We start from the raw sequence: 21,056 nt of genomic DNA, 5'->3' as shown, positions 1-21,056 counted from the left end.
AGCCAGCCGAACACGGAGCTTCCTGCAGGCCAGCGGCTGTGCCCGGCCAGATCCCGCGCTGTCGGCCGGCGCATCGATCCCACATGGCTAGGCGGTCGCCGCTTTCCCGCATTCCGACCCCGATAAGATTGTAATCATTCATGGTTAAGGGAGAATGAACCTGTCGAGCGACATGCAGGGTGTCTCGCCCAACCATCGAGGAAAGCCCTGGCTGTCGTCTCGGGCGTCGTGCTTGCTTCACGGTCGCTTCACGGCAACAGCGCTAGACCTCGTGACGCAACAAGGCGACTAGGTGCGCCGAGGTCCCGGCTGGGGCGCCGGCGCGCTGAATAAGAGGCCATGAAATATTCGGAATTCACGGCTTTCCGGTAACAGCCTGTTAACTCTGTACTGCCCTAATCGCGGCGGAGGCGTTGCGTTGTTGCTCCGGTTCAACCGAGAGGAGCGCGAAGTCATGGGCGCTATACTGCCTTTTGTGCCGCGGACAGCGGCGACAAAGACCACCAGGCCGCAGCGCGCGGTCGCTGCGTCAATCATCATCTTCCCGGGTGTCCGCTACGAGCGGGTACCTGTCGGAAACGGCGGTAAACGGGTTGCAGCCAGCGTATCGAAGGGCGAGAAACCGAAGCCGGCGCGGTATTGAAGCCTCGCATCGTGGACGCCCATACGCGTCATGTTCCTTGTCCGGGTCAGAGTTGGGCTGCGACCATGGCCTGACCCTGCCGCGACGTTTCTATGGGACCTCTTAGCCTATGAGAAATCCTGGTGACAAAAGCCGGCGCGTCGCAGGGCAAGGCTGCTTCGAATGACGCCTGCCCGCCGCTATTCGGTGCCGCAGGTCGCGCCTTTGAGATAGGCCGAGATCGCCGGCTTCCAGCTCGGGTCGGGAACGAAGCTGTTCACGACCACGATGCCTTCCTCGATATCGGCTTCCACGAATATCGAGGATTGGAACTCCGGCGGCAGATCCTTGCGGAGTTCGACCATCTGCATCGGGGTCAGCACCAGAATGTCGAGATTGCCGTCGACAGTCGCATGGTCGTTGAAACTATAGACGTTCGTTCCGTTGCGGTCATAGACGGAGACCGACCAGAACGGAACGTGGCCCGCGGCGCGTATGCGCGCGATACCGTCGCCAAGATCGAACCGGCAAGCGACTGCTTCGATGAAGGGGTCGGTCAGACGCAGCACACGCCGGTCGCCGGCGCCGCCGGAGGCGCGAACCACAGCGTAAAGATCGCCTGACCGGGCGAGGCGAGACCATGCATCCCTTTCCGAGACCACAGGAAGGAGCAGCAGGATCGCGATATGGACGATGCCCGCGCCGACGAGGCCGAGGACAAGGGCATGGAGAAGCCGGATTCCCCCCGAAAGCAGACGGCTAGTCATTGCAGACCGTCCTCAATACCTTCGGGAGTTCGATGTCGTCCATGCCGGATCTGGCTTCGATGGGGGTGTCGTAGAGCGTCAGCAGGAACGTCATCGTGCCGGTGCCCGTGACCGGCACCCAGTTGCCGGGACCCGGCCGGGGACCGAAGGCGATCGAGAAGCTGTTGTCGGGCCGGCGCATTATCTCCTGGGAATGCGTCGCCGAGGGCCCGGAGGAGCCGGCTTCCAGTGCCGCCAGCGAGGGATCGGCGGCAAACAGGGTCCAGAATCGTGCCGGCGGCACCGAACCTTCGACCTTGTAGCCGCAGTCGCGGCGCAGCAGGTTGCCCGCCGAATCGCGTTCGGCGATGAAGGTCAGTCCCTCGGCCCGCCCGAGCGAAAGCACGCCTTCGCGTGCGATGCGCGCCTTGGAATAGGGATCAGCCTGCGGCGTGCCGATATTGGGAAAGACGGTCCAGCCGCCGATCGTCACCGAACCGATGCCGGTTTGAGAATGCAGCGGGTACCAGACGCTCGCCGTGCCCGCGCCGATGGCGATCAGGAGCACTGTAAGGACGAGGAGAATTCGCTGGAGCATCGGCACGCGGTCGGGGGATCGTTCGACCGGCATAGCAAAGCACGGCGTTCTGGCGCAAGCCACGGGCGACGTCCGCGCGACGCCTTCGGAGGGGCAGTCGGGGATGGGAGGGGTGAGCCATGCCGGCTATCTTCGAGAGGGTCCTGGACTCCCGCGCCTTCGCATTCCTCGCCCGGACGGTACTCACTTTCGTCTTCTGGTCGAGCGGGTTGGCGAAGCTGGTCGACTTCGAGGCCAATGCCGCGGTCATGGAGAGCTTCAACCTCCATCCCGGCTGGGCGGCCAATGCCGTGACGCTCGTCCTGCAACTGCGAGCGTCCGCGGCAATCATTCTCAATCGCGGCGTCTGGATGGCCAGCGGAGCGCTCGCCGTGTTCACCCTGCTGACGATCCCAATTGCGCATCCTTTCTGGGCGAGAGAAGGCGAGGAGGCGTTTCGCGACATGACCGTGCCGCTCGAGCATGTTTCGCTTGTCGGCGGCCTGGCTCTGGCTGCCGCCCTGTCGAGAAAGAGCTGAACCGCTACCCTACGTCCGCCGGCCGCGGGAAATCCTTGCGGCCGGCTAGCGGCGGATAATCCCTGCTACCTCACCAGCGCTGGCAGCGTGGTCGAGAAGGCCGGGACGAAGGTGAGCAGCATCAGAACGATCAGGTGCATGACGAGGAAGGGCGTCAGTTCCCTCACCAGCGCCGGCAGGTCGACCTTGGCCGTCATGGAGACGACGGAGAGCAGGCTGCCGACCGGTGGCGATATCATGCCGAGGGTTAGATTGTAGCAGACGATCACCCCGAAATGGACCGGATCGATGCCGAGGCCCGAGGCGATGGGCGCGAGGATCGGAATGAGGATCAGCACGCCCGGCATCGGTTCCAGGAATATGCCGAACATGAGAAGCAGGATGTTGACGATCACGAGGAAGGCGACCGGGCCGAGGTCCCAGGCGATGATCGTGGCGGCGAGGTCCTGCGGAATGCCCTTGATGGTCAGTACCCAGGCGAAGGCCTGCGATGTCGCCAGCATGACAAGGACGGAAGCCGTCAGCAGCGCCGACGAGGCAACGATGCGCGGCAGGTCCGTGGGACGCAGCGTGCGGTAGAAGAACATGCCGCAGACGAGCGCGTAGAAGACTGCGACGACAGAGGCCTCGGTCGGCGTGAAGGCACCGGAGCGGATGCCGACGATGATGATGACGAGCAGGAACAGCGCGGGCATCGCGTTGAGCGTGTTCCACAGCATGGTGCGCGCGTCCGGTCGCTGCGCGGCGGAGCGATAGTCGCGCTTGCGCGAGACGTACCAGTTCACCGCCGCCATGCCGAGCGCAATCAGGATACCCGGGATGAAACCCGCCAGGAACAGGTCGATCACGGACACGCCTTCATATTGCAGGGCGTAGATGATCATGATGATCGAGGGCGGAATGATCGGGCCGATGATCGCCGTCGAAGCCGTCAGCGCGGCGGCATAGGCGCGCTTGTATCCGGCCTCGTCCATCATGCGCACCATCATCGCGCCGGGGCCGGCGGCATCGGCCAGCGCCGAGCCGGAGATGCCGGAGAACAGCGTTAGCGAGAGGATGTTGGCATAGCCCATGCCGCCGCGCAGATGGCCGAGGAACTGCATGGCGAAGCGAAGCAGGATGGCGGTCAGCGCGCCCCCGGTCATCAGTTCGGCGGCGAGGATGAAGAAGGGTACGGCCAGCAGCGGGAAACTGTCGAGCCCGGTGAACATCTCCTTGAGGATGACGAGTTGCGGGAACTGGCCGCCGACGAGGATGGCGAGCCAGGCCGAAATGCCGAGCGCGAAGGCGACCGGCATGCCGAGCGTCAGCAGGACGAGGACGGCGATGACGAGCGTGGCGATCATGGACCGGCTCCTCCTCAGACGGCCGCCGCCGTGTCTGCGTTCACCTCGTCGCTTTCGGCGAATCGACGGTCGCGCACATAGCCTCGTATCACCAGCAGGAGGTGCACGATGAGCAGCCCGAAGCCGATCGGGAACACGGCGTAGACATAGCTGAACGAAATGCGCAGGGCCGGCGTCGTCTGGAACCGCGCGCGCTGCATATAATCGAAACCTTGCCAGGCCATGACGGCGAAGAAGGCGATCATCAGCAGTGCAAGCCCGACGCGCAGGATCTGCGCCCAGCGCCGCGGCAGCACATGGTGCAGGCTGTCGATGCCGACATGCCCGCCGAAGCGCAGCACCAGCCCCGCGCCGAGGAAGGTCATCCAGATCATCAGGTAGCGGGCAAGTTCCTCGGCCCAGACGATCGAGTAGTTCGTCAGGTAACGCAGCGCGACATTGGCGAAGACAATGACACTGATGGCCGCCAGGATGAGGATCAGCGCCCAGCGGTTGGTCGCCACGAAGATGCGTTCCGCCCTGTCCATCGCTCCCTCCTGCAGGCAAGGTTCCGCCCGGCGCCTCTCCGGCCGGGCGGGGTGTGGCCGCTCGGCCGTCGTCATTTCGTTGCGATGATCCTGTCGATCAGATCCTTGCCGTATTTTTCGTAGTACTGCTGATAGGCCGCCTTGAGCGAGCTCTGGAACTCGGCTTTCTGCTCCGGCGACAGTTCGTTGACCTGCATGCCGCGCTCCTTGAGCGTCGCGACGCCGCTCTTCTCGACGTCGTCGACGAAGGCGCGCATGGCCACTACGCCCTTGGCCGCGCCGTCGCGGAAAGCCTGCTGCTCCTCGTCCGACAGATTGTCGAAGAAGGATTTGGAGACGAGCAGCATGGCTGGCGAATAGACGTGGCCGGACAGGGTCAGGTATTTCTGCACCTCGTTCAGCTTGACCGAGACGATGACGGAGAGCGGGTTCTCCTGTCCGTCGATCGTGCCCTGCTGGAGCGCGCCGATCACCTCCGGCCAGGCCATGGGCGTCGGCGCGGCGCCGAGCGTCTCGAAGGCGGTGATGTGGACGGGGTTCTCCATCGTGCGCAGCTTGAGCCCCGCCAGGTCGGCCGGCGTGCCGATCGGGTGCTTGTTGTTGGTGATGTGGCGGAAGCCCTGCTCGCCCCAGGCGAGCGCAACCATGCCGCGGTCGTCGAATAGGGGGAGTACCTCCTGTCCCACGGGGCCGTCCAGCACGTCGCGCGCGTGCTTGAGATCGCGGAAAAGGAACGGAATGTCGGTGGCGCCCACCGCCGGCACGAAATTGCTCAGTGTCCCTGTGGAGACGATGGTCGCCTCGATCGTGCCGAGTTGCAGTCCCTCGACCACCTCACGCTCGCCTCCGAGCGCGGATGACGGGAACTGACGGAAAGTGAACTTGCCGTCGGTCGCCTGCTCGACTGCCTCGGCCCACGCCTTGGCCGCCACCCCGTAATGCGAATTCTCGGCCAGCGCGTAGCCGATCTTGACTTCGGTCTGGGCGCTGGCAGCACCTGTGGCAGCGATGCATGCTGCCAATGCGGCGGCGGCAAGGAACGATGATTTGATAGACCTCATGAGAACACTCCCCTCGAATCGACGTCGGCAAGGACGCACACTGCCGGCAGCTTTGTAAAGATGTCCGGTTTTTGTCGTGAGTCATAAGTCCGCTCGTTTCTGGTTCTTGCCGGGTGTGTGGAGCGGTATCGCGTCAGGCCAGAAGTGCCGCGTGGAAGAGTTGTCAAGGATGGCCGCAAGGCCACCGCGAAGCGGCGCCTGCTCCAGATGCGACGAGAACGTGGCGTTAACTCTTGGCGCCGCCCGTTTTACCGCCCATTCACCAACCGCCCAATTACTACAATTTTAGGTTTCGTGTTGCGCACGCGCGGCAATATAGTTCCGCCGTCAAAAAGGGGAGAGGTACGGAGGGCCGGCGGCCTTGAGAGGTTCTTTGAAGAATTGCTGTAAATATACTTTTATAAGTATTTTTTCGGCGATGGTTCTCCTATTTTCGGCACTTGCTGCTTCGGAAGCCCATGCCGCCAATTCCAGCATCATATTGGACGTGAACAGCGGGACGGTGCTCGCGGCGAAAGGCCCGGACAAGCTTCAGCATCCGGCGTCGCTGACCAAGATGATGACCCTCTATCTGACATTCGAAGCCCTTCGCTCCGGCCGGCTCGGCTGGAACCAGAAAATCAAGGTCTCCCGAAACGCCGCCGGCAAGGTTCCCATGAAGCTCGGCCTGCGGGCCGGAGGAACGATCACCGTGCGCGAAGCCGTCTACGGCATGATCGTGCGATCGGCCAACGACGCTGCGGCTGCGATGGCGGAAGCTCTGGGCGGATCGGAGGCCGGCTTTGCGCGGCTGATGACCAAAAAGGCGCGAGCGCTTGGCATGAAGCGGACGGTCTTCAGGAACGCCTCGGGCCTGCCCGATGCCAGGCAGGTTACGACCGCCCGCGACATGGCCACGCTGGCGGTCGCGCTGCTCCGGGACTATCCCAGCGAATACAAGCTCTTCGCGACGAAGAGCTTCAAGTTCCGGGGAAGGGTCATCCGGGGCCACAACAATCTGATGTATCGCTATGCCGGAATGGACGGCATAAAGACCGGCTACACCAGGGCCTCAGGGTTCAATCTGGTCAGCGCCGTGAAGCAGGGAAATCGTCGTGTCGTGGGCGTGGTGCTTGGCGGACGCACGGCACGAAGCCGCGATGCCGAGATGGCCGCATTGATGGATCGCCATCTGTCGAAGGCGTCGGCAAAAGCCGTAGAGGTCGCTCGGGCCGGACGCGACGACGCGGCGCATGTGTCGATGCCGGTCAAGGGTGTTCCAATTCCGCGAGCTGCTCCCCGCACAGACGCGGTCGCCGCGCTGGTGGCGGCCGCCGGCGACCTGCGAGACGATGTCCAGCCGGCCGTCGTACCGCTGCAAAGGGACGGGACTGGCTGGCAGGTCCAGATCGCAGCCCTCGACACGGAGGATGCGGCAATGGCGCTGCTTCGTCGGGCCAGTTCGGCGCTGTCCCGCCGCTTCTCCGACATATCCCTCTACACCGAGGCCGTATCCAGCGGATCAAGGACACTCTACCGGGCCCGCTTCGTGGGTTTCGACAGCCCGGCTTCGGCCGCGTCCGCCTGCGAGGCGCTCAAGCGGCGCTCGTTTTCCTGCCTGCCGCTGCCGGCGCAGGGGTGATGGCTCGTGGTCAGGCCGTGAGCGTATTCTTGTAGATGCGGCCATCCTTCATGATGATCCTGAGGTTCTTGTCCGGATCGGCGATCAGCTTGATGTCGGCGATCGGATCGCCGTCGATGAGCAGCAGATCGGCATAGGCTTCGGCCTCGATCACTCCGATCCTGCCGGGATAGGGATTGCGCGGACCGGACATGGCCAAGAGTTCCGCGTTGGTGCCCGTCGCCATGACGAGGACCTCGTCGGGGGCGTACCAGCGGGTCATGGTCGTGAGCAGCGCGCCCTGGTTCTTTGTCCTTGATGGGTCGAACAATATGTCGGTGCCCCAGGCGGTCTTCAGTTTGTATTTCTTCGCAAGCTCATAGGCCGTGTCGGTGCCGGCGAACATGGCGAGCTGTTTGGCCCTGTTGGCCGAACCCTCCGGATAGGGATTGGCGTATTCGTTGTCGATGAAGGCCTGGCTGGAGAACCAGGTGCCCTTGTCGGCCATGATCCTGGCCGTCTCTTCGTCCATCAGCTGGCCATGGTCGACGCACCGAACCCCGCCGCGTATGGCGGTCTGCATGGCACGCGGCGTATAGGCGTGCACGGTGACATAGGTGCCCCAGTTCTCTGCCGCATCGACGGCGGCGCGGAACTCGGCCTCGGTGTACTGGGTGACGTCGATCGGATCGAAGTTCGACGCGACCCCGCCGCCGGCGGCCAACTTCAGCTGGCTCGCGCCCAGCATGAGTTGCTCGCGAGAGCGCTTCAGCACCTCGTCAACCCCATCCGCGATCATGCCTCCGCCCAGCCTTTCGCCGCGGCTGAGCGGAGCGGTAGGCTCCGCCGGCACCTCGTAAGGCAGGCGGAAATCGCCATGGCCGCTGGTCTGCGAGATCATGGCGCCCGACGGCCAGATACGCGGCCCGGCCGTGAGACCGCTGTCGATCGCCCGCTTGAGGCCGAAGGAGGGGCCCGCAAGGTCGCGGATGCTGGTGAAGCCGCGCATGAGTGTCCGATTCGCCTCCTCGGCGCAGGCGATGTTGATGTAGCCGATGTCGGCGGTCATGAGGTCGATCATGCCGATCGGCGCCATCATCGAATGCCAATGTGCGTCGATGAGGCCGGGCATCAGCGTGCGTCCGCCACAGTCGATGACCTCGGCGCCTTCGGTCATCGGGTCGGAGCCGGCTTCGATCGCCTTGATCTTGTTACCCTCCACGGTGACGCGCTGGCCCTCGATCGGCTTCCCGGACTTGCCGTCGAACAGCCTGATATTGGTGAACGCGATCGGGATTGCAGGTGGAGCTGGGATCGCTGCGACGGACACTCCCGGCCACAAGGCAGCGGCACTGATGGCTGCGGCACCGGTCAGGAACGCCCGGCGGGAGAATCGCTGCTCCACCAGCGCGTTAAGGCGCGCGAATGCCGGGCTGTGGCACAGACAGGTGAAGTCCTGCGGCTCTGCCTCCTCGGCGGGCGAACATTTGAACATCCAGACTTCTCCTCGCTGCGAGGCCTCCGATCCATTCTCGACCGGCTGCGATGGATTTTCGGCAGGACTTCTTCGGATACTTTCTGCAATCGCAGATTGGCATGAGTCGTGCGGCTGGAAAATGCGCGAGCTATGCAGATCGGGCCGAGTCGCTTTGCGCGTGCATGAAGGGGGCCGCTTCGGACACGGACGTGGCCAGTCGGCTGTCGGACCGTCAAAGAAACGCATATACACGAGACGCGCCGGGAGCCCCCGACATCGTCGAGGCCGCTAACCCCGCCTCAGCTCTTCTTGCCCTTGTCCTCGCCGCGTTCCCGCATGAATGCGCCGAACACAGCCGGAATCCAATCCGCGCCGGCCTGAGCGCCCGAAAGCCAGCTGCGAGCGAGGCTTTCGGGCGAGAACTGGTCGAGGCTCGCCATCATCTTCTTCTCGATTTCCCGCACCCATGCCTCCTGGAGCGGCTGAAGATCCGGCAGCCCCAGGAATTGCCTGGCTTCCGCCGGCGTGCAGTCGATGTCGATCGTTACTTTCAACGCGCCCTCCGTGCATCTGCGCCGGCCGCGAGGCCGGTTCGTGGGAATCCTCGGCGTCGGACCGGCTCGAACTCTATCGTAGAGTCGCCAAAGGGCGAAGCGGCGAAAGCAGGGCGGCTGAAAGCGCAGGGCCGTGGGGCCTCAAGCGTCGCCAGGCTTTCGCTTGCCTGAGAGCAGGGCGTAGATCGCCATCGCGTGGCCGTGGCCGAGATTGAACTCGTCCTTCATCCATCCGACGATCTGCCCGGCCTTCACGCCCGGCTTCAATCGCCCGTTCTCGGCGTAGCCCTTCTGGTCGGCGAGCCGCTGGAAGTCTTCCGGACCCTTGCCGGTCTTGCTCTTGATCGTGTCGAGATAACCCTGGAAAGACATGGTTGCTCCTGTTCGAAGAGGGGGAGCCGGCTGCTCAGGCCGCCGGTTGGTCGTGTTCTTCTACCCATTCCTGGATGATGCGGGCGCTCGCATGGATGCAGACGAGCTGCAGCCGACCCGTGCCGACATTGCGGAACTTGTGCGGGACGCCGGCGCCTCCGACGACGATGTCGCCGGGGCCGGCACGCATCCTGTCGCGGCCGACCATGAACTCGGCTTCGCCGGCGCGCACGATCCAGGTCTCTGTATAGGGGTGGACATGTAGGGCCGGGCCTTGGCCGGGCTCGTTGTCGACCAGGAAGAAGGACACTTCGGAGCCATGTTCATCACCGTCGAAACGAACGGTGCGGCTGGCGCCGGGGGCGGGTTCGGTGTGGCGGACGAGATTGTACATTTCAGCCTCCCGATCGGGTGGAGATATCTTCGCGGGAAGATAATTTCGCAAATCTAACTTCTCGTCAAGATATATATCTTCCTGTCGAGACATATTCCCGCTAAGGACGAAACGAACGACGGAGGACAGCACGATGGGAGACAACACCGGCGAGGCACGCGACCACGTCGAAAGGCTGCGGGGGCAGTGGGCGAGGGAAGTCCCTGACATCGACACGTCGCCGATGACCATATTGGGTCGTGCCTACCGCCTGTCGAACCTGGTGCGGCCGAGCATCGTGGCCACCTTCGCCCGGTTCGGGCTGGACCGCGGCGAATTCGACGTGATCAGCACCTTGCGCCGCTCGGGGCTGCCCTACAAGCTGACGCCGACCGAACTCTATCGCTCGCTGATGATCTCGTCGGGCGGCCTCAGCCACCGGCTGGTGCGGCTGGAGAAATCAGGGCTGATCACGCGGGAGAAATCGACCGAGGACGGCCGCAGCTTCCTGGTTGCGCTGACGCCGGAAGGACAGAAACGTGCGGAGGAGGCTTTCCGCGCGGATATGGCGAATGAGTTGCGCTTCATCGACGCGCTCAGCCCGGAAAGGCGCGAGGTCCTGTCGGGCCTGCTGCGGGAACTGCTGATCGCCGTGGAGGCGATGGATGGGGAAAGCGAGGGGCCGTAGCCGCCCGCGGCCGGCCTCTACAGTGCCGAAAGCGTCTTCGGTTCTGTCGGCGTTTCGAGGACTGGCGCCTTGCGGAACATCTGCGTCATGTCGCGCAGCACGCGGGTGGTGGCGGCGGAGAGCACGCGAGGCCGCTCGATCTCCGGCGCCGTGTCGGTATGCTTCTTGCCCGCCCCGGCAGGCTTCTCCGCGACGGGCATCTCGATGAACGGGCGCTCGATGCCCGGGATCGGCTTCAGCTCGATGTTCTGGTGCGCATAGGCCATCAGCCGCTGCCAGGTCATCGCCGGAAGCGAGCCGCCTGTCATGTTCCTGGTCGAGGTGAAGTCGTCATTGCCCAGCCAGACGGCGCATGTGTAGTTGCCGGTGAAGCCGATATACCAGGCGTCGCGATAGGCCTGCGTCGTGCCGGTCTTTCCGGCCGAGCGGATGCCTGGCAGGGCGGCGCGGCGTGCCGTGCCGATCTCGGGCACCTGGACCAGCATCGAGTTCATCTGAGCCGCCGCCTTCTCCGACAGGACGCGGTGCGGCTCCGGAGCGTCGCGGTCGAAATCGTAGACGACATCGCCGCCATGGGTGATGAGCTGGGTGATGCCGTGGCGAAGGCCCGTCATGCCGTTGTCGGCGAAGACGCTGTAGCCGGTCGCCTGGTCCATCACGGTCATTCCCGACGTTCCAAGCACCATGGTCTTGTGCGTGCTGATCTCGGATTCCACGCCCATGGCCTGGATCAGCGCCTTGATCGGCTTGGTGGTGAGGTGGTCCTTGGCGAGCCTCACGGGAACGGTATTGATGGATTTGACCAGCGCGGTCGTGAGCGTCATGCGGCCGGAATAGCCGCGCGTATAGTTCTTGGGCGACCAGCCGCCCCAGGAGATCGGACCGTCGGAGATGACCGAGTCCGGCGTGAAGCCGTTCTCCATCGCCGTCGCATAGACATAGGGCTTGAAGGAGGAGCCGGTCTGGCGCAGGGCCTTCGTCGCCCGGTTGAACTGGCTGGCGCCGTAGTCGCGGCCGCCGACAATGGCCCTGACCGCGCCATTGGTCTCTATGACGACAATTGCACCTTCGCTCACGCCGTACTCCTTGCCGTATTGGCGCAGATGGTATTCGAGCGATTCCTCCGCCGCGGCCTGGATGTTCATATCGATGGTCGTGCGGGCGACCATCGAATGGACGCCCGATTTCTGCGCCACGCGCTTGGCTTCCTCGAACGCCCAGTCGAGGAAGTAGTCGGGACTCTTCTTGTTGCCGCGGTCGATGACGTCAGCCGGATGGAGCCGCGCCGAGAGCACCTGGCCCTCGGTCATGAAACCGCCCTGGACCATGTTGGTCAGCACCTCGTTGGCGCGGGCGCGCGCTGCCGGCAGGTTGATGTGCGGCGCGTATTTTGCCGGGGCCTTGAACAGGCCCGCCAGCATGGCCGCCTCGGCGAGCGTAAGGTCCTTGATCTTCTTGCCGAAATAGAAGTCGGCGGCAGCCGCTATGCCGAAAGTGCCGCCGCCCATATAGGCGCGGTCGAGATAGAGCTGGAGGATTTCCTTCTTCGACAGGTTCATCTCCAGCCACAGCGACAGGAAGGCTTCCTTGACCTTGCGCTCGACCGTGCGCTCGTTCGAAAGGAACAGGTTCTTGGCAAGCTGCTGGGTGATGGTGGAGCCGCCCTGGACGACCGAGTTCGCCCGCACATTCTCCTGCATGGCGCGGGTCAGGCCGAGGAAGTCGATGCCGAAATGGGTGAAGAACCGGCGGTCCTCGGTGGCCAGGACGGCTTTGACGACATGATCGGGGAACTCGTCGACCGGCACGGAATCACGCTGGATGATGCCGCGCTGTCCAATCTCGTTGCCGTAGCGGTCGAGGAAGGTCACGGCGAAGTCGCCCTGGGAACGCCAGTCCTTTGACGTTTCCTCGAAGGCGGGCATGGCGAGCGCCAGCATGACCACCGAGCCGGCAGCGCCCAGGGTTGCCGCTTCGCTGGCCAGCTCGACCAGGCAGCGTCGCCAGCCGGTCACCCGGAATCGGCGGGAGAAGATCGTCAGCCTTTCCCACCATTCGCCCAGCTTGAAGCCGGCCTCGTAGAGGCTCGAATCGATCCAGGCATCGACCGCGAGGAAACGGGTCGCCCGGGGGCTTCGCGATTTGCGCGGCTTGAAAGGATCGTCCATCATCCACCCGCCCTCGTTTCGCGACGCTGCCGACCCCTGCCAGGGCAGGCCGTAAGACGAGGTTTCCTGCCTTTTCCCTCAATTCGGCGGCGGCGGCAAGCCACTCGTGCGTGCGCCTTTGCCGAACCAGCGGAAATGATGCGGCTTCAATGTGAACAAGGGGTTGATTCCCTGATCGCTACCGGCGGATAGTCGGATGTCGAGAACCGCAACGGAGCGGCTCCACAGCCTGAGGTCGAGATCGAATGGCCCCTCCGGCCGCCGAACTTCAGAGGGCAGTGTTCCAGGCGCTCCGCCAGGACGCCCGGTTCGCTGCGCTGATCGGCGAAGCGCATGTCTACGAGAGGGCGCCGGCAAACGCGCCTTTGCCGCATGCGACCTTCGGCCGGACGGGCGTCTACGACTACGGCACGGGAGGCGAGAGCGACACCGAGCAGCTCTTCACGCTGCATGTCTGGTCGAAGGCGCGCGACGATGCCGAAACAAGAGAGATCATGGATGCTGCCCGCGCCGCTCTCGACGGCCGCTCGCTGGACGGCGACGTCGCGTTTGGCCTGCGGCTGGAATTCGACCAGATACGCTACGACGAGAACCTGGCGGTATATCACGGCATGCTGCGTTTTCGCGCCGTCGTGGCGGCGCCGGGGCAGGGCGGGCGGCGAGGTCGCGCGAGGTCGCCCTCCCCGCGCAAGGCTGCCCGTCCAGGTCGAACGCTCGGGCCGCGGCGTTGATCGACAGCGGGCCGCGGGTAGGGTTCGCGGCTCCCAAGGCCCGCTTCGGGCCTTGAATGACGATCCTGGCAGAGGGGGACGGGCCGATGGTTTGCCGTTCATTTCACGTTCAGAACGTATGGGTTAGAAGACGTGCCATGATCACCTTGCACATCTTTCCCCGCCTCGCGATCCCGGCGCTTTGCGCCGCCGGCCTGTTCGCCACGCAGGCCGCGGCCGTGCCGGCCCTGTTGCCCTCGGCGCCCGAGGGGCTCCTCTATGGCGTGGCCGCCGACTGCTATGCGATCGGTCAGCAGGTGGCGGCCGAGAACGGCGGCACGCTGGCCAAGGCTTCGCCGGCGACGCAGGGCGGACAGGCGGTCTGCCGCATCGTGGTGCTTCTGCCCGCCAAGGCGGGAGAGCGGCCGCGTCGGGCGGAATTCGTGGTGCCGCAGAACTGATGCACACCCTGGCCACCGAAGGAGCGATTTTCCCGCGCCCAAAATCGGCCTATATCGTGGCATGTCGATCCCGGCAGCCCCTCTCAACAAACATGTGATTCGATGCGGATACTCGTCGTCGAGGATGACAAGGACCTGAACCGGCAACTGGCAGACGCGCTCGTCGACGCCGGCTATGTCGTCGATCGCGCCTTCGACGGCGAGGAGGGACATTTCCTCGGCGACACCGAGCCCTATGACGCGGTTGTCCTCGATATCGGCCTGCCGCAGATGGACGGGATCAGCGTCGTCGAGCGCTGGCGGCGCGACGGCCGCAAGATGCCTGTGCTGATGCTGACCGCGCGCGACCGCTGGAGCGACAAGGTCGCCGGTATCGATGCCGGCGCCGACGACTACGTGACCAAGCCTTTCCATATCGAGGAGGTGCTGGCACGGGTGCGGGCGCTGATCCGCCGGGCCGCCGGTCATGCTTCCTCGGAGCTCGTCTGCGGTCCGCTTCGGCTCGATACCAAGGCGTCGAAGGCCGATGTCGACGGCGTGCCGCTCAAGCTCACATCCCACGAATTCCGGCTGCTCGCCTATCTCATGCATCATGTCGGCGAGGTCGTGTCGCGCACCGAGCTGGTGGAACATCTGTACGATCAGGATTTCGACCGCGATTCCAACACGATCGAAGTCTTCGTGGGACGGTTGCGCAAGAAGATGGGCGTGGACATGATCGAGACGGTGCGCGGCATGGGCTACCGCATGCGCGAGCCGGCCGCGTAGCCGGCAACATGCCGAAGCTGACGCTCGTCCCGCGCTCGCTGACGGTCCGGGTCATCGCCCTGTCGACGATCTGGGCCGTGGTTGCCCTGATCGTGATCGCGACCGTCATCACCACGCTCTACCGGCAGGCCAGCGAACGGGGGTTCGAAAGCCTGCTCTCGGCTCACCTCTTCAACCTGATCAGTTCGGTCAGCGTGTCCGAAAGCGGCGCTCTGATCGGCAGCCCCGACCTCGGGAACCTCAGGTTTTCCCGTCCGGGATCGGGATGGTACTGGGCGGTGGAGCCCGTGTCGCAAGGGCTGAACGGCGAGCTCCGGTCGCCCTCGATGTTCAAGCCCATCCCTTCGCCATCGGCTTTCGAGGTTCCCTTCAATGCCGAATTCCGACGCAGCTACACCGCTGGAGGACTGTCCGGCGAGGAGCTCGAAGTCATCGAGGCCGAGTTCGTGCTGGACGCCCGCAACCGCATCGCCCGCTTCCGGGTCATGGGCAATCTCAGCGAGTTGGAGGCCGAGATCGGCAGTTTCGAGCGCAGCCTCTACACCTATCTGTCGATCTTCGGCGTCGGCATGATCGCCATCAACGCCGTCGCCATCCTGTTCGGCCTGCAGCCGCTGCAGCGGGTTCGCAACGCTTTGGCGATGGTGCGCGAAGGAACGGCGCAGCGCCTCGACGGCAGCTTCCCGGCCGAGATCGAACCGCTGGCCAATGAGACCAACGCGCTGATCGAGAACAATCGGCGCATCGTGGAACGCTCCCGCACCCAGGTCGGCAATCTTGCCCATTCGCTGAAGACGCCGCTCGCCGTGCTGCTGAACGAAGGGCGTCTGATCGGCGGCGACAAGGGCCGGCTGATCACCGAGCAGGCGGCGTCCATGCAGACGCAGCTCGAACACTATCTGCAGCGGGCAAGGATCGCCGCCCAGCGCGACAGCGTCGTCTATCGCACCCCGGTCGCCGCCTTGCTGCAGCGCATGGTGCGCGTGATGGAAAAACTCAATCCCGACACTCGGCTGGGCTTGTCATTGCCGGCCGAGGAGATCCTGTTCGCCGGCGAGCGTGAGGATCTCGAGGAGATATCGGGCAACCTGCTGGAGAACGCCATGAAATGGGCGAAGTCCGCCGTGCAGGTCTCGGTCGCGGCGTCCGGCGACAATGGCGGCAATTTCGTCCTTTCGATCGAAGACGACGGGCCGGGCATTCCCGAGCACAAGGCGCGTGAGGCGCTGAAACGGGGCAAGCGGCTGGACGAGACGAAACCGGGCACCGGCCTGGGGCTCGCGATCGTCTCCGACCTCGTCAAGGAATATGGCGGCCGGCTCGCGCTGGAGCGCTCGGCGCTCGGCGGTCTGCGCGCCTCCGTCGAGCTCAAGCGCGCGCAGTAGGCGCGCCCCGGCGCAAAGGGCCGTCGAAACCCTTCGTTTACTATCTTTCACAGCTATGCCCTATGGGAAGGGACGAGCATGCCGCGATGGCCGATCCGGCAGTAGCGGCAGAACCCAAATTCGGTCAAAGATCGCATCTACGCGGAAGGCTTCTTGCATGACGAATTTCTTCCAGGCGCCGGCACGCGGCAAGCCGATGAGAACAAAGAGATTTCAGGCGACCGTGGTCGCCGGACTGCTGGCAGTTTCCGGCTGCAGCACGATGGGGCTCGGCCGCAACGACGCGACGACGCCGGCAACCGGCGGCGGCCAGACCAGAGCCGGCGGCGCTGTCGCCTCGGCGATCATCGACGAAATGGCCGGAGGGCTAGTCGGCGGTTCAATCGGTGCGGGTCTTGACAGCGGCGAAAAGCGCAGTGCGCTGGAGGCGGAATACCGAGCGCTTGAGCATACGCCGAGCGGAGAGGTCGTGACCTGGCGCGGCGACGGCAACCGCTACGGCGAGGTGGTCGCGGCCCAGCCCTACCGGGTCGGCTCGCAGGACTGCCGCCAGTACAAGCACACGATCTATGGCGGTGCCCAGCCGAAATCGGCGCGCGGTACCGCCTGCCGTAATGCCGACGGCAGTTGGACGCCGCTGACCTAGTCGAGGTGGCACGGATGCTGGCGCATCCGGTGCGGCCCCAATCGCCCGTGCGGCCTATTCGGGGGCCGCTTGGCTTTCGCGCCAACGGGCCCGGGCGACGCGATTGCGCGCTCGAACGGTCGGGCAGATCGACCGTCGGCAGATGCCGAACGGTTCAACCGACAAAGATGAAACCCGATTGAGAAACCCCCACGGCAGTGCGCATGCGAGTCTGCGGCATGCGCACCGGTATCCATCACACTGAGGTGTGCCGAAAATTCACGGCGTTTCAGGCTCTTCCCGGCCATAGCCAGAGGTCGGCAGTTCCACGAAGATCCTGTCCTGGGCCCAGACGGCTTTTCCCCGTTATTCATGGCTCGGATCGATAAGTCCAAGTGGATTGGTCCGTCTAATGCGATTGGCGCAGAAGCGCTAATTTCCCGGGCAAGCGGTGAACCGGCGGCGTGAACGAGCCGCCTGCCGTCTTGCAAGGATGCCCGCCATGGAAACCACCTACGACACCCGGCTTCTGGGTGACCGCGCCGCGTGGGGTGCGGTGCTTTCGATGGCGCTTTGCGTTGCTGTGCTCATCGCCTCCGAATTCATGCCCGTCAGCCTGCTGACGCCCGTTGCCCTCGATCTCGGCATTACCGAGGGGCGGACCGGTCAGGTGGTCTCGATCTCGGGCATATTCGCGGTCGTTACCAGCCTGTTCGTCGCCGGCCTGACGAAGCACATCGACCGCAAGCTCGTGCTGGTCTCCTTTTCGCTGTTGCTGGTTGTGTCGGGGCTCGTCGTAACGTTTGCACCGAACTACGCGGTGATGATGATCGGCCGGGCATTGCTGGGCGTCGCCATCGGCGGCTTCTGGTCGATGTCCACCGCAATCGTCATGCGTCTTGTGCCGGAGGATGCCGTGCCCAAGGGGCTGGCGATGATCAACGCGGGCAACGCCATCGCCGCGACCGTTTCCGCGCCACTCGGAAGCCTGCTGGGTGACCATGTCGGCTGGCGCGGCGCGTTCTTCCTCGTGGTGCCGCTGGCCCTGATCGCCCTGGTCTGGCAATGGCTCAGCCTGCCTTCGCTGCCGCCGCGGGGGCGAAGGAGATCGGGCAACGTCTTTCGATTGCTGGCACGCCCCCAGGTGGGGCTCGGCATGGCGTCGATCCTGCTGCTCTTCATGGGCCAGTTCGCTTTGTTCACCTATCTGCGGCCGTTCCTCGAAACCATCACCGGCGTCGGCGTTTCGGCGCTCTCCGCAATCCTGCTCCTGATGGGGCTCGCCGGCGTCGCGGGTACCTGGGTCATCGGTCAACTGCTGAAGACAAGGCTCTACAGCGTCCTCATCGTCATCCCGCTCGTCATGGCGTTGCTGGCCACCGCGCTGATCGGGTTCGGCTCGATGCCGGTTCCCGTCACGATCCTGCTGATCGGCTGGGGTTTCTTGGGCACCGCCGCTCCGGTCGGCTGGGGCACATGGCTGAGCCGCGCTCTGCGTGACGACGCCGAAGCCGGCGGCGGGCTTCAGGTCGCCGTCATCCAGTTCGCCATCACGCTGGGCGCAGCGACGGGTGGCCTGCTCTTCGACATTCTGGGCTGGTGGAGCCCATTTGCCCTCGGCGCCATCCTCTTGCTGGGGTCGGCTCTCGCCGCCGCCGCAGCAGCCATCGACCACCGGAAAGAAGCAAGATGACGTGTCGCCTCATCACCCGCCGGGCCGTGTTTCAGGCCATCGTGCTCGCCGGCGCCCCGTTCGGCTTCGCCGGGACGAAGAGGGGATATGCACAAGGATACGCACCAATGAAGATCCGCATCTCGTTCAACGACCAGAGCATGACGGCGACGCTCGAGGATAATCCGTCCGCGCGTGACTTCGCCTCGCTGCTGCCCCTCGAAGAACTGACGATCGACAACTACGCGAACAACGAGAAGATCAGCTACCTGCCGCGCAAGCTCACCGAAGAGGGCAGCGGCCCGTTCGACAACGAGCGTCCCGGCGATGTCTGCTACTACGCCCCTTGGGGCAACCTCGCGTTCTTCTACGCCGGATATCACTGGTCCCAGGGACTGATCCGGCTCGGCCGCATCGACGGCAGCTTCGATCCCCTGCTGGTGCGCGGCGAGTTCCCCCTCGGCATCGAACCGGTTTCCTGACCGCAGATCCACGAAAGGAGAACAACCATGCTCGGAACGGTTCTTTATGGTCCCGGCGACATCCGCTGCGAGGAGGTCGAGGAGCCGAAAATCCTCGCTCCTACGGATGCCCTCGTCAAGCTTTCGGCCAGTTGCATCTGCGGCTCCGACTTATGGCCCTATCGCGGGCTCCAGCCGGTGATCGAACCTATGCATATGGGGCACGAATATTGCGGTGTGGTCGTCGAAGTCGGCAGCGCGGTCCGAACCGTGAAACCCGGTCAATTCGTCGTCGGCTCGTTCTGCATCTCCGACAATACCTGCCCGCATTGCCGTTTCGGCTTCCAGTCATCGTGCGAGCAGCGCGAGTTCATGAGCCGCGCACAGGCACCCTATGCGCGGGTGCCGCTCGCCGACGGCACGCTGGTCGCCACCCCCGACTTGCCCGCGGACGATCTGATCCCCAGCCTGTTGGCGGCATCCGACGTCCTTGGCACCGGCTGGTATGCGGCTGACGCCGCGCGCGTGCAGCCCGGCTCGACGGCGGTTGTCGTGGGAGACGGCGCCGTCGGGCTGATGGGCGTGCTGGCAGCCAGGCACATGGGCGCGGAGCGCATTGTGGCCATGAGCCGCCACAAGGCACGTCAGGATCTCGCCCTCGAATTCGGCGCGACCGACATCGTTTCGGAACGCGGTAACGCCGGCGTTGCCCGGATCAGGGAACTGACCGGGGGCGTCGGCGCGGAGTCGGTACTGGAATGTGTCGGGACGCAGGAATCGATGGAGCAGGCGATCAACTGCGCGCGCCCCGGCGGCTCGATCGGGTTTGTCGGCGTGCCGCACGGTGTTCAGCTAGACGGCCAGGGCCTGTTCTTCGCCCAGAAGAGCCTGCTTGGCGGTCCGGCCCCCGTGCGTCGATTCCTTCCGCACCTGATGGACCTGGTGCTGGAGCGGAAGATCAATCCCGGAAAGGTCTTCGACCTGACGCTGCCGCTTGCGGACGTCGCGGAAGGCTATCGCGCCATGGACGGTCGGCGCGCCATCAAGACGCTGCTTCGCGTCTAGGGCATTGCAATGTCATCGAAAGCGGCGAGAGCGATCCGAAAGTAAACTCAAATGAGAAAGATCCTCACGGCAGCAGCCATCGGCGCAGCCGGCGCCATGTCGGCACAAGCACAGGTTTCGGATATTCACTGGTCTATCCCGGTCTGGAGGCGGCGAGGAGCCTTCCCGCAAGCAACTGGGGTCTCGCGATAGTCTCTACGCCGCCTTCCTCGACGTGGCGCTCGGCCTTGGCAGTCCCGCACTCGGCGCAATCGCAGCCTGGGCCGGACTGGATACCGTATTTCTCGTCAGCGCGGCGATCGCGCTGTGCGCCTCCGTCGTCGCGGTGGTGATGTCAGGGCGTTTCAAGCGTCGCCGTGTCGAAGGGCATCGACAATGACCTTGAAGGCCGGCAGGTTCTGTCGGCGGCTTGGGTAGTAAACGTAGTAGCCCGCGAACTTCGGGCACCAGTCGTCCAGCACCTGGACCAACTCGCCCGATGCGACATGTCGTTCAACAAGGCTCTCGGGCAGGAAAGCGATGCCGTATCCCTTCAGAGCCGCATCCACCATTGCGTATGAGGTGTTGAAGGTGAGCTGCCCGTCCACCCGGACACGAAGCTCCTGACCTTCCTTCTCGAATTCCCACGCATAGAGCCCGCCACGGCGTGTCTGGCGCATGTTCATGCAGTTGTGCCCGATCAGCTCCTGCGGATGCCGGGGCGAAGGATGCGCGGCGAAGTAGTCGGGCGACGCGACGGCGACCATGCGCCAGTCAGGTCCGATTCGGATCGCGATCATGTCCTTCTCGACGCTTTCGCCAAGTCGCACCCCGGCGTCGAATCCGTCTTCGACGATGTTGCGCAGCCCGTTATCGATGCTGAGTTCCAGCTTGATATCGGGATAGTCCGCGAGCACCGGGCCGAGCTTCGGCCACGCGACGCTTTCAAACGCGTGATCCGAAAGGGTCAGCCTGATGGTCCCGGCGGGCTTGTCGCGGAATTCCATGAGCGCGGCGATCTCCGTCTCGATCTCCGCGACGCGCGGTGCAAGCGACTGCCGGAGGCGCTCGCCGGCCGCGGTCGTTGACACACTGCGGGTCGTGCGCGTGAGCAGCCGGATGCCCAACCGCGTTTCCAGCTGCTTGATCGTGTGGCTGAGGGTGGACTGCGTGATGCCGAGCTTCGCTGCGGCGCGCGTGAAGCTCTTCTCCTCGGCCACAGCCAGGAACCACAAGAGGTCGTTGAAATTTTCCCTGGCCATCTCGCTGTCCGCACCGAT

22 protein-coding genes are annotated in these 21,056 nt (G+C 64.4%); 11 read left to right on the top strand and 11 right to left on the bottom strand.

All coding sequences use genetic code 11. The annotated features are described in order from the left end of the window. Window positions 1–822: 822 nt before the first annotated feature. Both JN280_RS29710 and JN280_RS29705 read right to left on the bottom strand, forming a co-directional pair. The gene (locus JN280_RS29710; protein WP_202307623.1) at window positions 823–1,389 is read right to left on the bottom strand and encodes a DUF1254 domain-containing protein; all 567 of its coding nucleotides are present in this window, start codon (window positions 1,387–1,389) and stop codon (window positions 823–825) included. Next, window positions 1,382–1,966 carry a DUF1214 domain-containing protein gene (locus tag JN280_RS29705; protein WP_202307622.1) on the bottom strand — a complete coding sequence of 195 codons (585 nt, stop codon included), beginning with the start codon at window positions 1,964–1,966 and terminating at the stop codon, window positions 1,382–1,384. The genes JN280_RS29710 and JN280_RS29705 overlap by 8 nt, the downstream gene beginning before the upstream one ends. Before the next feature lie 119 nt (window positions 1,967–2,085). On the opposite strand from JN280_RS29705, the gene JN280_RS29700 reads away from it, so the two are divergent. Then, entirely contained in the window at window positions 2,086–2,484 is a 399-nt protein-coding gene (locus JN280_RS29700; RefSeq protein ID WP_202307621.1) for a DoxX family protein, read from the top strand. Between the two features lie 65 nt (window positions 2,485–2,549). Here the strand turns inward: JN280_RS29700 and JN280_RS29695 are convergent, their stop codons facing one another. The 3 genes from JN280_RS29695 to JN280_RS29685 all read right to left on the bottom strand — a co-directional run bounded on the left by JN280_RS29695 (window position 2,550) and on the right by JN280_RS29685 (window position 5,418). Beyond that, entirely contained in the window at window positions 2,550–3,830 is a 1,281-nt protein-coding gene (locus JN280_RS29695) for a TRAP transporter large permease (protein ID WP_202307620.1), read from the bottom strand. A 14-nt stretch (window positions 3,831–3,844) separates the two neighbouring features. Beyond that, window positions 3,845–4,357 (bottom strand): TRAP transporter small permease, encoded by a 513-nt coding sequence (locus JN280_RS29690; RefSeq protein WP_202307619.1) that lies wholly within the window; start codon window positions 4,355–4,357, stop codon window positions 3,845–3,847. A gap of 71 nt (window positions 4,358–4,428) precedes the next feature. Beyond that, entirely contained in the window at window positions 4,429–5,418 is a 990-nt protein-coding gene (locus JN280_RS29685) for a TRAP transporter substrate-binding protein (protein WP_202307618.1), read from the bottom strand. Window positions 5,419–5,836: 418 nt separating this feature from the next. On the opposite strand from JN280_RS29685, the gene JN280_RS29680 reads away from it, so the two are divergent. Then, window positions 5,837–7,039: a D-alanyl-D-alanine carboxypeptidase gene (locus JN280_RS29680; protein WP_202307617.1), complete on the top strand. Its 1,203-nt coding sequence runs from the start codon at window positions 5,837–5,839 to the stop codon at window positions 7,037–7,039. A gap of 10 nt (window positions 7,040–7,049) precedes the next feature. On the opposite strand, the gene JN280_RS29675 is transcribed toward JN280_RS29680, so the two are convergent. The 4 genes from JN280_RS29675 to JN280_RS29660 form a co-directional block, all read right to left on the bottom strand. Beyond that, complete coding sequence (locus JN280_RS29675; protein WP_202307616.1) at window positions 7,050–8,513, bottom strand: metal-dependent hydrolase family protein; 1,464 nt, start codon at window positions 8,511–8,513, stop codon at window positions 7,050–7,052. A 281-nt stretch (window positions 8,514–8,794) separates the two neighbouring features. Continuing rightward, entirely contained in the window at window positions 8,795–9,049 is a 255-nt protein-coding gene (locus JN280_RS29670; RefSeq protein ID WP_202307615.1) for a DUF6489 family protein, read from the bottom strand. A gap of 141 nt (window positions 9,050–9,190) precedes the next feature. After that, on the bottom strand, window positions 9,191–9,421 hold the full coding sequence (locus JN280_RS29665) for a DUF4287 domain-containing protein (protein WP_202307614.1): 231 nt from the start codon (window positions 9,419–9,421) through the stop codon (window positions 9,191–9,193). A 34-nt stretch (window positions 9,422–9,455) separates the two neighbouring features. Then, window positions 9,456–9,815: a cupin domain-containing protein gene (locus tag JN280_RS29660; RefSeq protein ID WP_202307612.1), complete on the bottom strand. Its 360-nt coding sequence runs from the start codon at window positions 9,813–9,815 to the stop codon at window positions 9,456–9,458. Between the two features lie 133 nt (window positions 9,816–9,948). Between JN280_RS29660 and JN280_RS29655 the strand changes: the two genes are divergently transcribed. Next, a complete protein-coding gene (locus JN280_RS29655; protein WP_202307611.1) occupies window positions 9,949–10,482 on the top strand; it encodes a MarR family winged helix-turn-helix transcriptional regulator in 534 nt (177 codons plus the stop codon). Between the two features lie 17 nt (window positions 10,483–10,499). Here JN280_RS29655 and JN280_RS29650 read toward each other — a convergent pair whose 3' ends face one another. Then, window positions 10,500–12,650 (bottom strand): transglycosylase domain-containing protein, encoded by a 2,151-nt coding sequence (locus JN280_RS29650; protein WP_202315106.1) that lies wholly within the window; start codon window positions 12,648–12,650, stop codon window positions 10,500–10,502. A 245-nt stretch (window positions 12,651–12,895) separates the two neighbouring features. Between JN280_RS29650 and JN280_RS29645 the strand changes: the two genes are divergently transcribed. The 8 genes from JN280_RS29645 (at window position 12,896) to JN280_RS29610 (ending at window position 19,797) form a co-directional block, all read left to right on the top strand. Continuing rightward, window positions 12,896–13,381, top strand: a complete 486-nt coding sequence (locus tag JN280_RS29645; protein WP_202307610.1) for a DUF3168 domain-containing protein — start codon at window positions 12,896–12,898, stop codon at window positions 13,379–13,381. 137 nt (window positions 13,382–13,518) lie between these two features. After that, complete coding sequence (locus JN280_RS29640) at window positions 13,519–13,821, top strand: hypothetical protein (protein WP_202307609.1); 303 nt, start codon at window positions 13,519–13,521, stop codon at window positions 13,819–13,821. A 102-nt stretch (window positions 13,822–13,923) separates the two neighbouring features. Then, window positions 13,924–14,589: a response regulator transcription factor gene (locus JN280_RS29635; protein WP_202307608.1), complete on the top strand. Its 666-nt coding sequence runs from the start codon at window positions 13,924–13,926 to the stop codon at window positions 14,587–14,589. Between the two features lie 8 nt (window positions 14,590–14,597). Continuing rightward, window positions 14,598–15,974 (top strand): ATP-binding protein, encoded by a 1,377-nt coding sequence (locus JN280_RS29630; RefSeq protein ID WP_202307607.1) that lies wholly within the window; start codon window positions 14,598–14,600, stop codon window positions 15,972–15,974. Window positions 15,975–16,131: 157 nt separating this feature from the next. Continuing rightward, complete coding sequence (locus JN280_RS29625; protein ID WP_244742241.1) at window positions 16,132–16,620, top strand: hypothetical protein; 489 nt, start codon at window positions 16,132–16,134, stop codon at window positions 16,618–16,620. A 481-nt stretch (window positions 16,621–17,101) separates the two neighbouring features. Beyond that, window positions 17,102–18,292, top strand: a complete 1,191-nt coding sequence (locus JN280_RS29620) for an MFS transporter (RefSeq protein WP_202307606.1) — start codon at window positions 17,102–17,104, stop codon at window positions 18,290–18,292. Next, the gene (locus JN280_RS29615) at window positions 18,289–18,753 is read left to right on the top strand and encodes a cyclophilin-like fold protein (protein WP_244742233.1); all 465 of its coding nucleotides are present in this window, start codon (window positions 18,289–18,291) and stop codon (window positions 18,751–18,753) included. Before JN280_RS29620 ends, JN280_RS29615 begins: the two co-directional genes overlap by 4 nt. Before the next feature lie 27 nt (window positions 18,754–18,780). After that, window positions 18,781–19,797 (top strand): zinc-dependent alcohol dehydrogenase family protein, encoded by a 1,017-nt coding sequence (locus tag JN280_RS29610; protein ID WP_202307603.1) that lies wholly within the window; start codon window positions 18,781–18,783, stop codon window positions 19,795–19,797. A gap of 344 nt (window positions 19,798–20,141) precedes the next feature. On the opposite strand, the gene JN280_RS29605 is transcribed toward JN280_RS29610, so the two are convergent. Beyond that, on the bottom strand, window positions 20,142–21,038 hold the full coding sequence (locus JN280_RS29605; protein ID WP_202307602.1) for a LysR family transcriptional regulator: 897 nt from the start codon (window positions 21,036–21,038) through the stop codon (window positions 20,142–20,144). Between the last annotated feature and the right edge of the window lie 18 nt (window positions 21,039–21,056).

Source organism: Mesorhizobium sp. L-8-10, from assembly GCF_016756635.1.
GTDB lineage: Bacteria > Pseudomonadota > Alphaproteobacteria > Rhizobiales > Rhizobiaceae.
The sequence above is the reverse complement of the archived record's forward strand: the minus strand, read 5'-3'. Positions and strand labels throughout refer to the sequence as shown.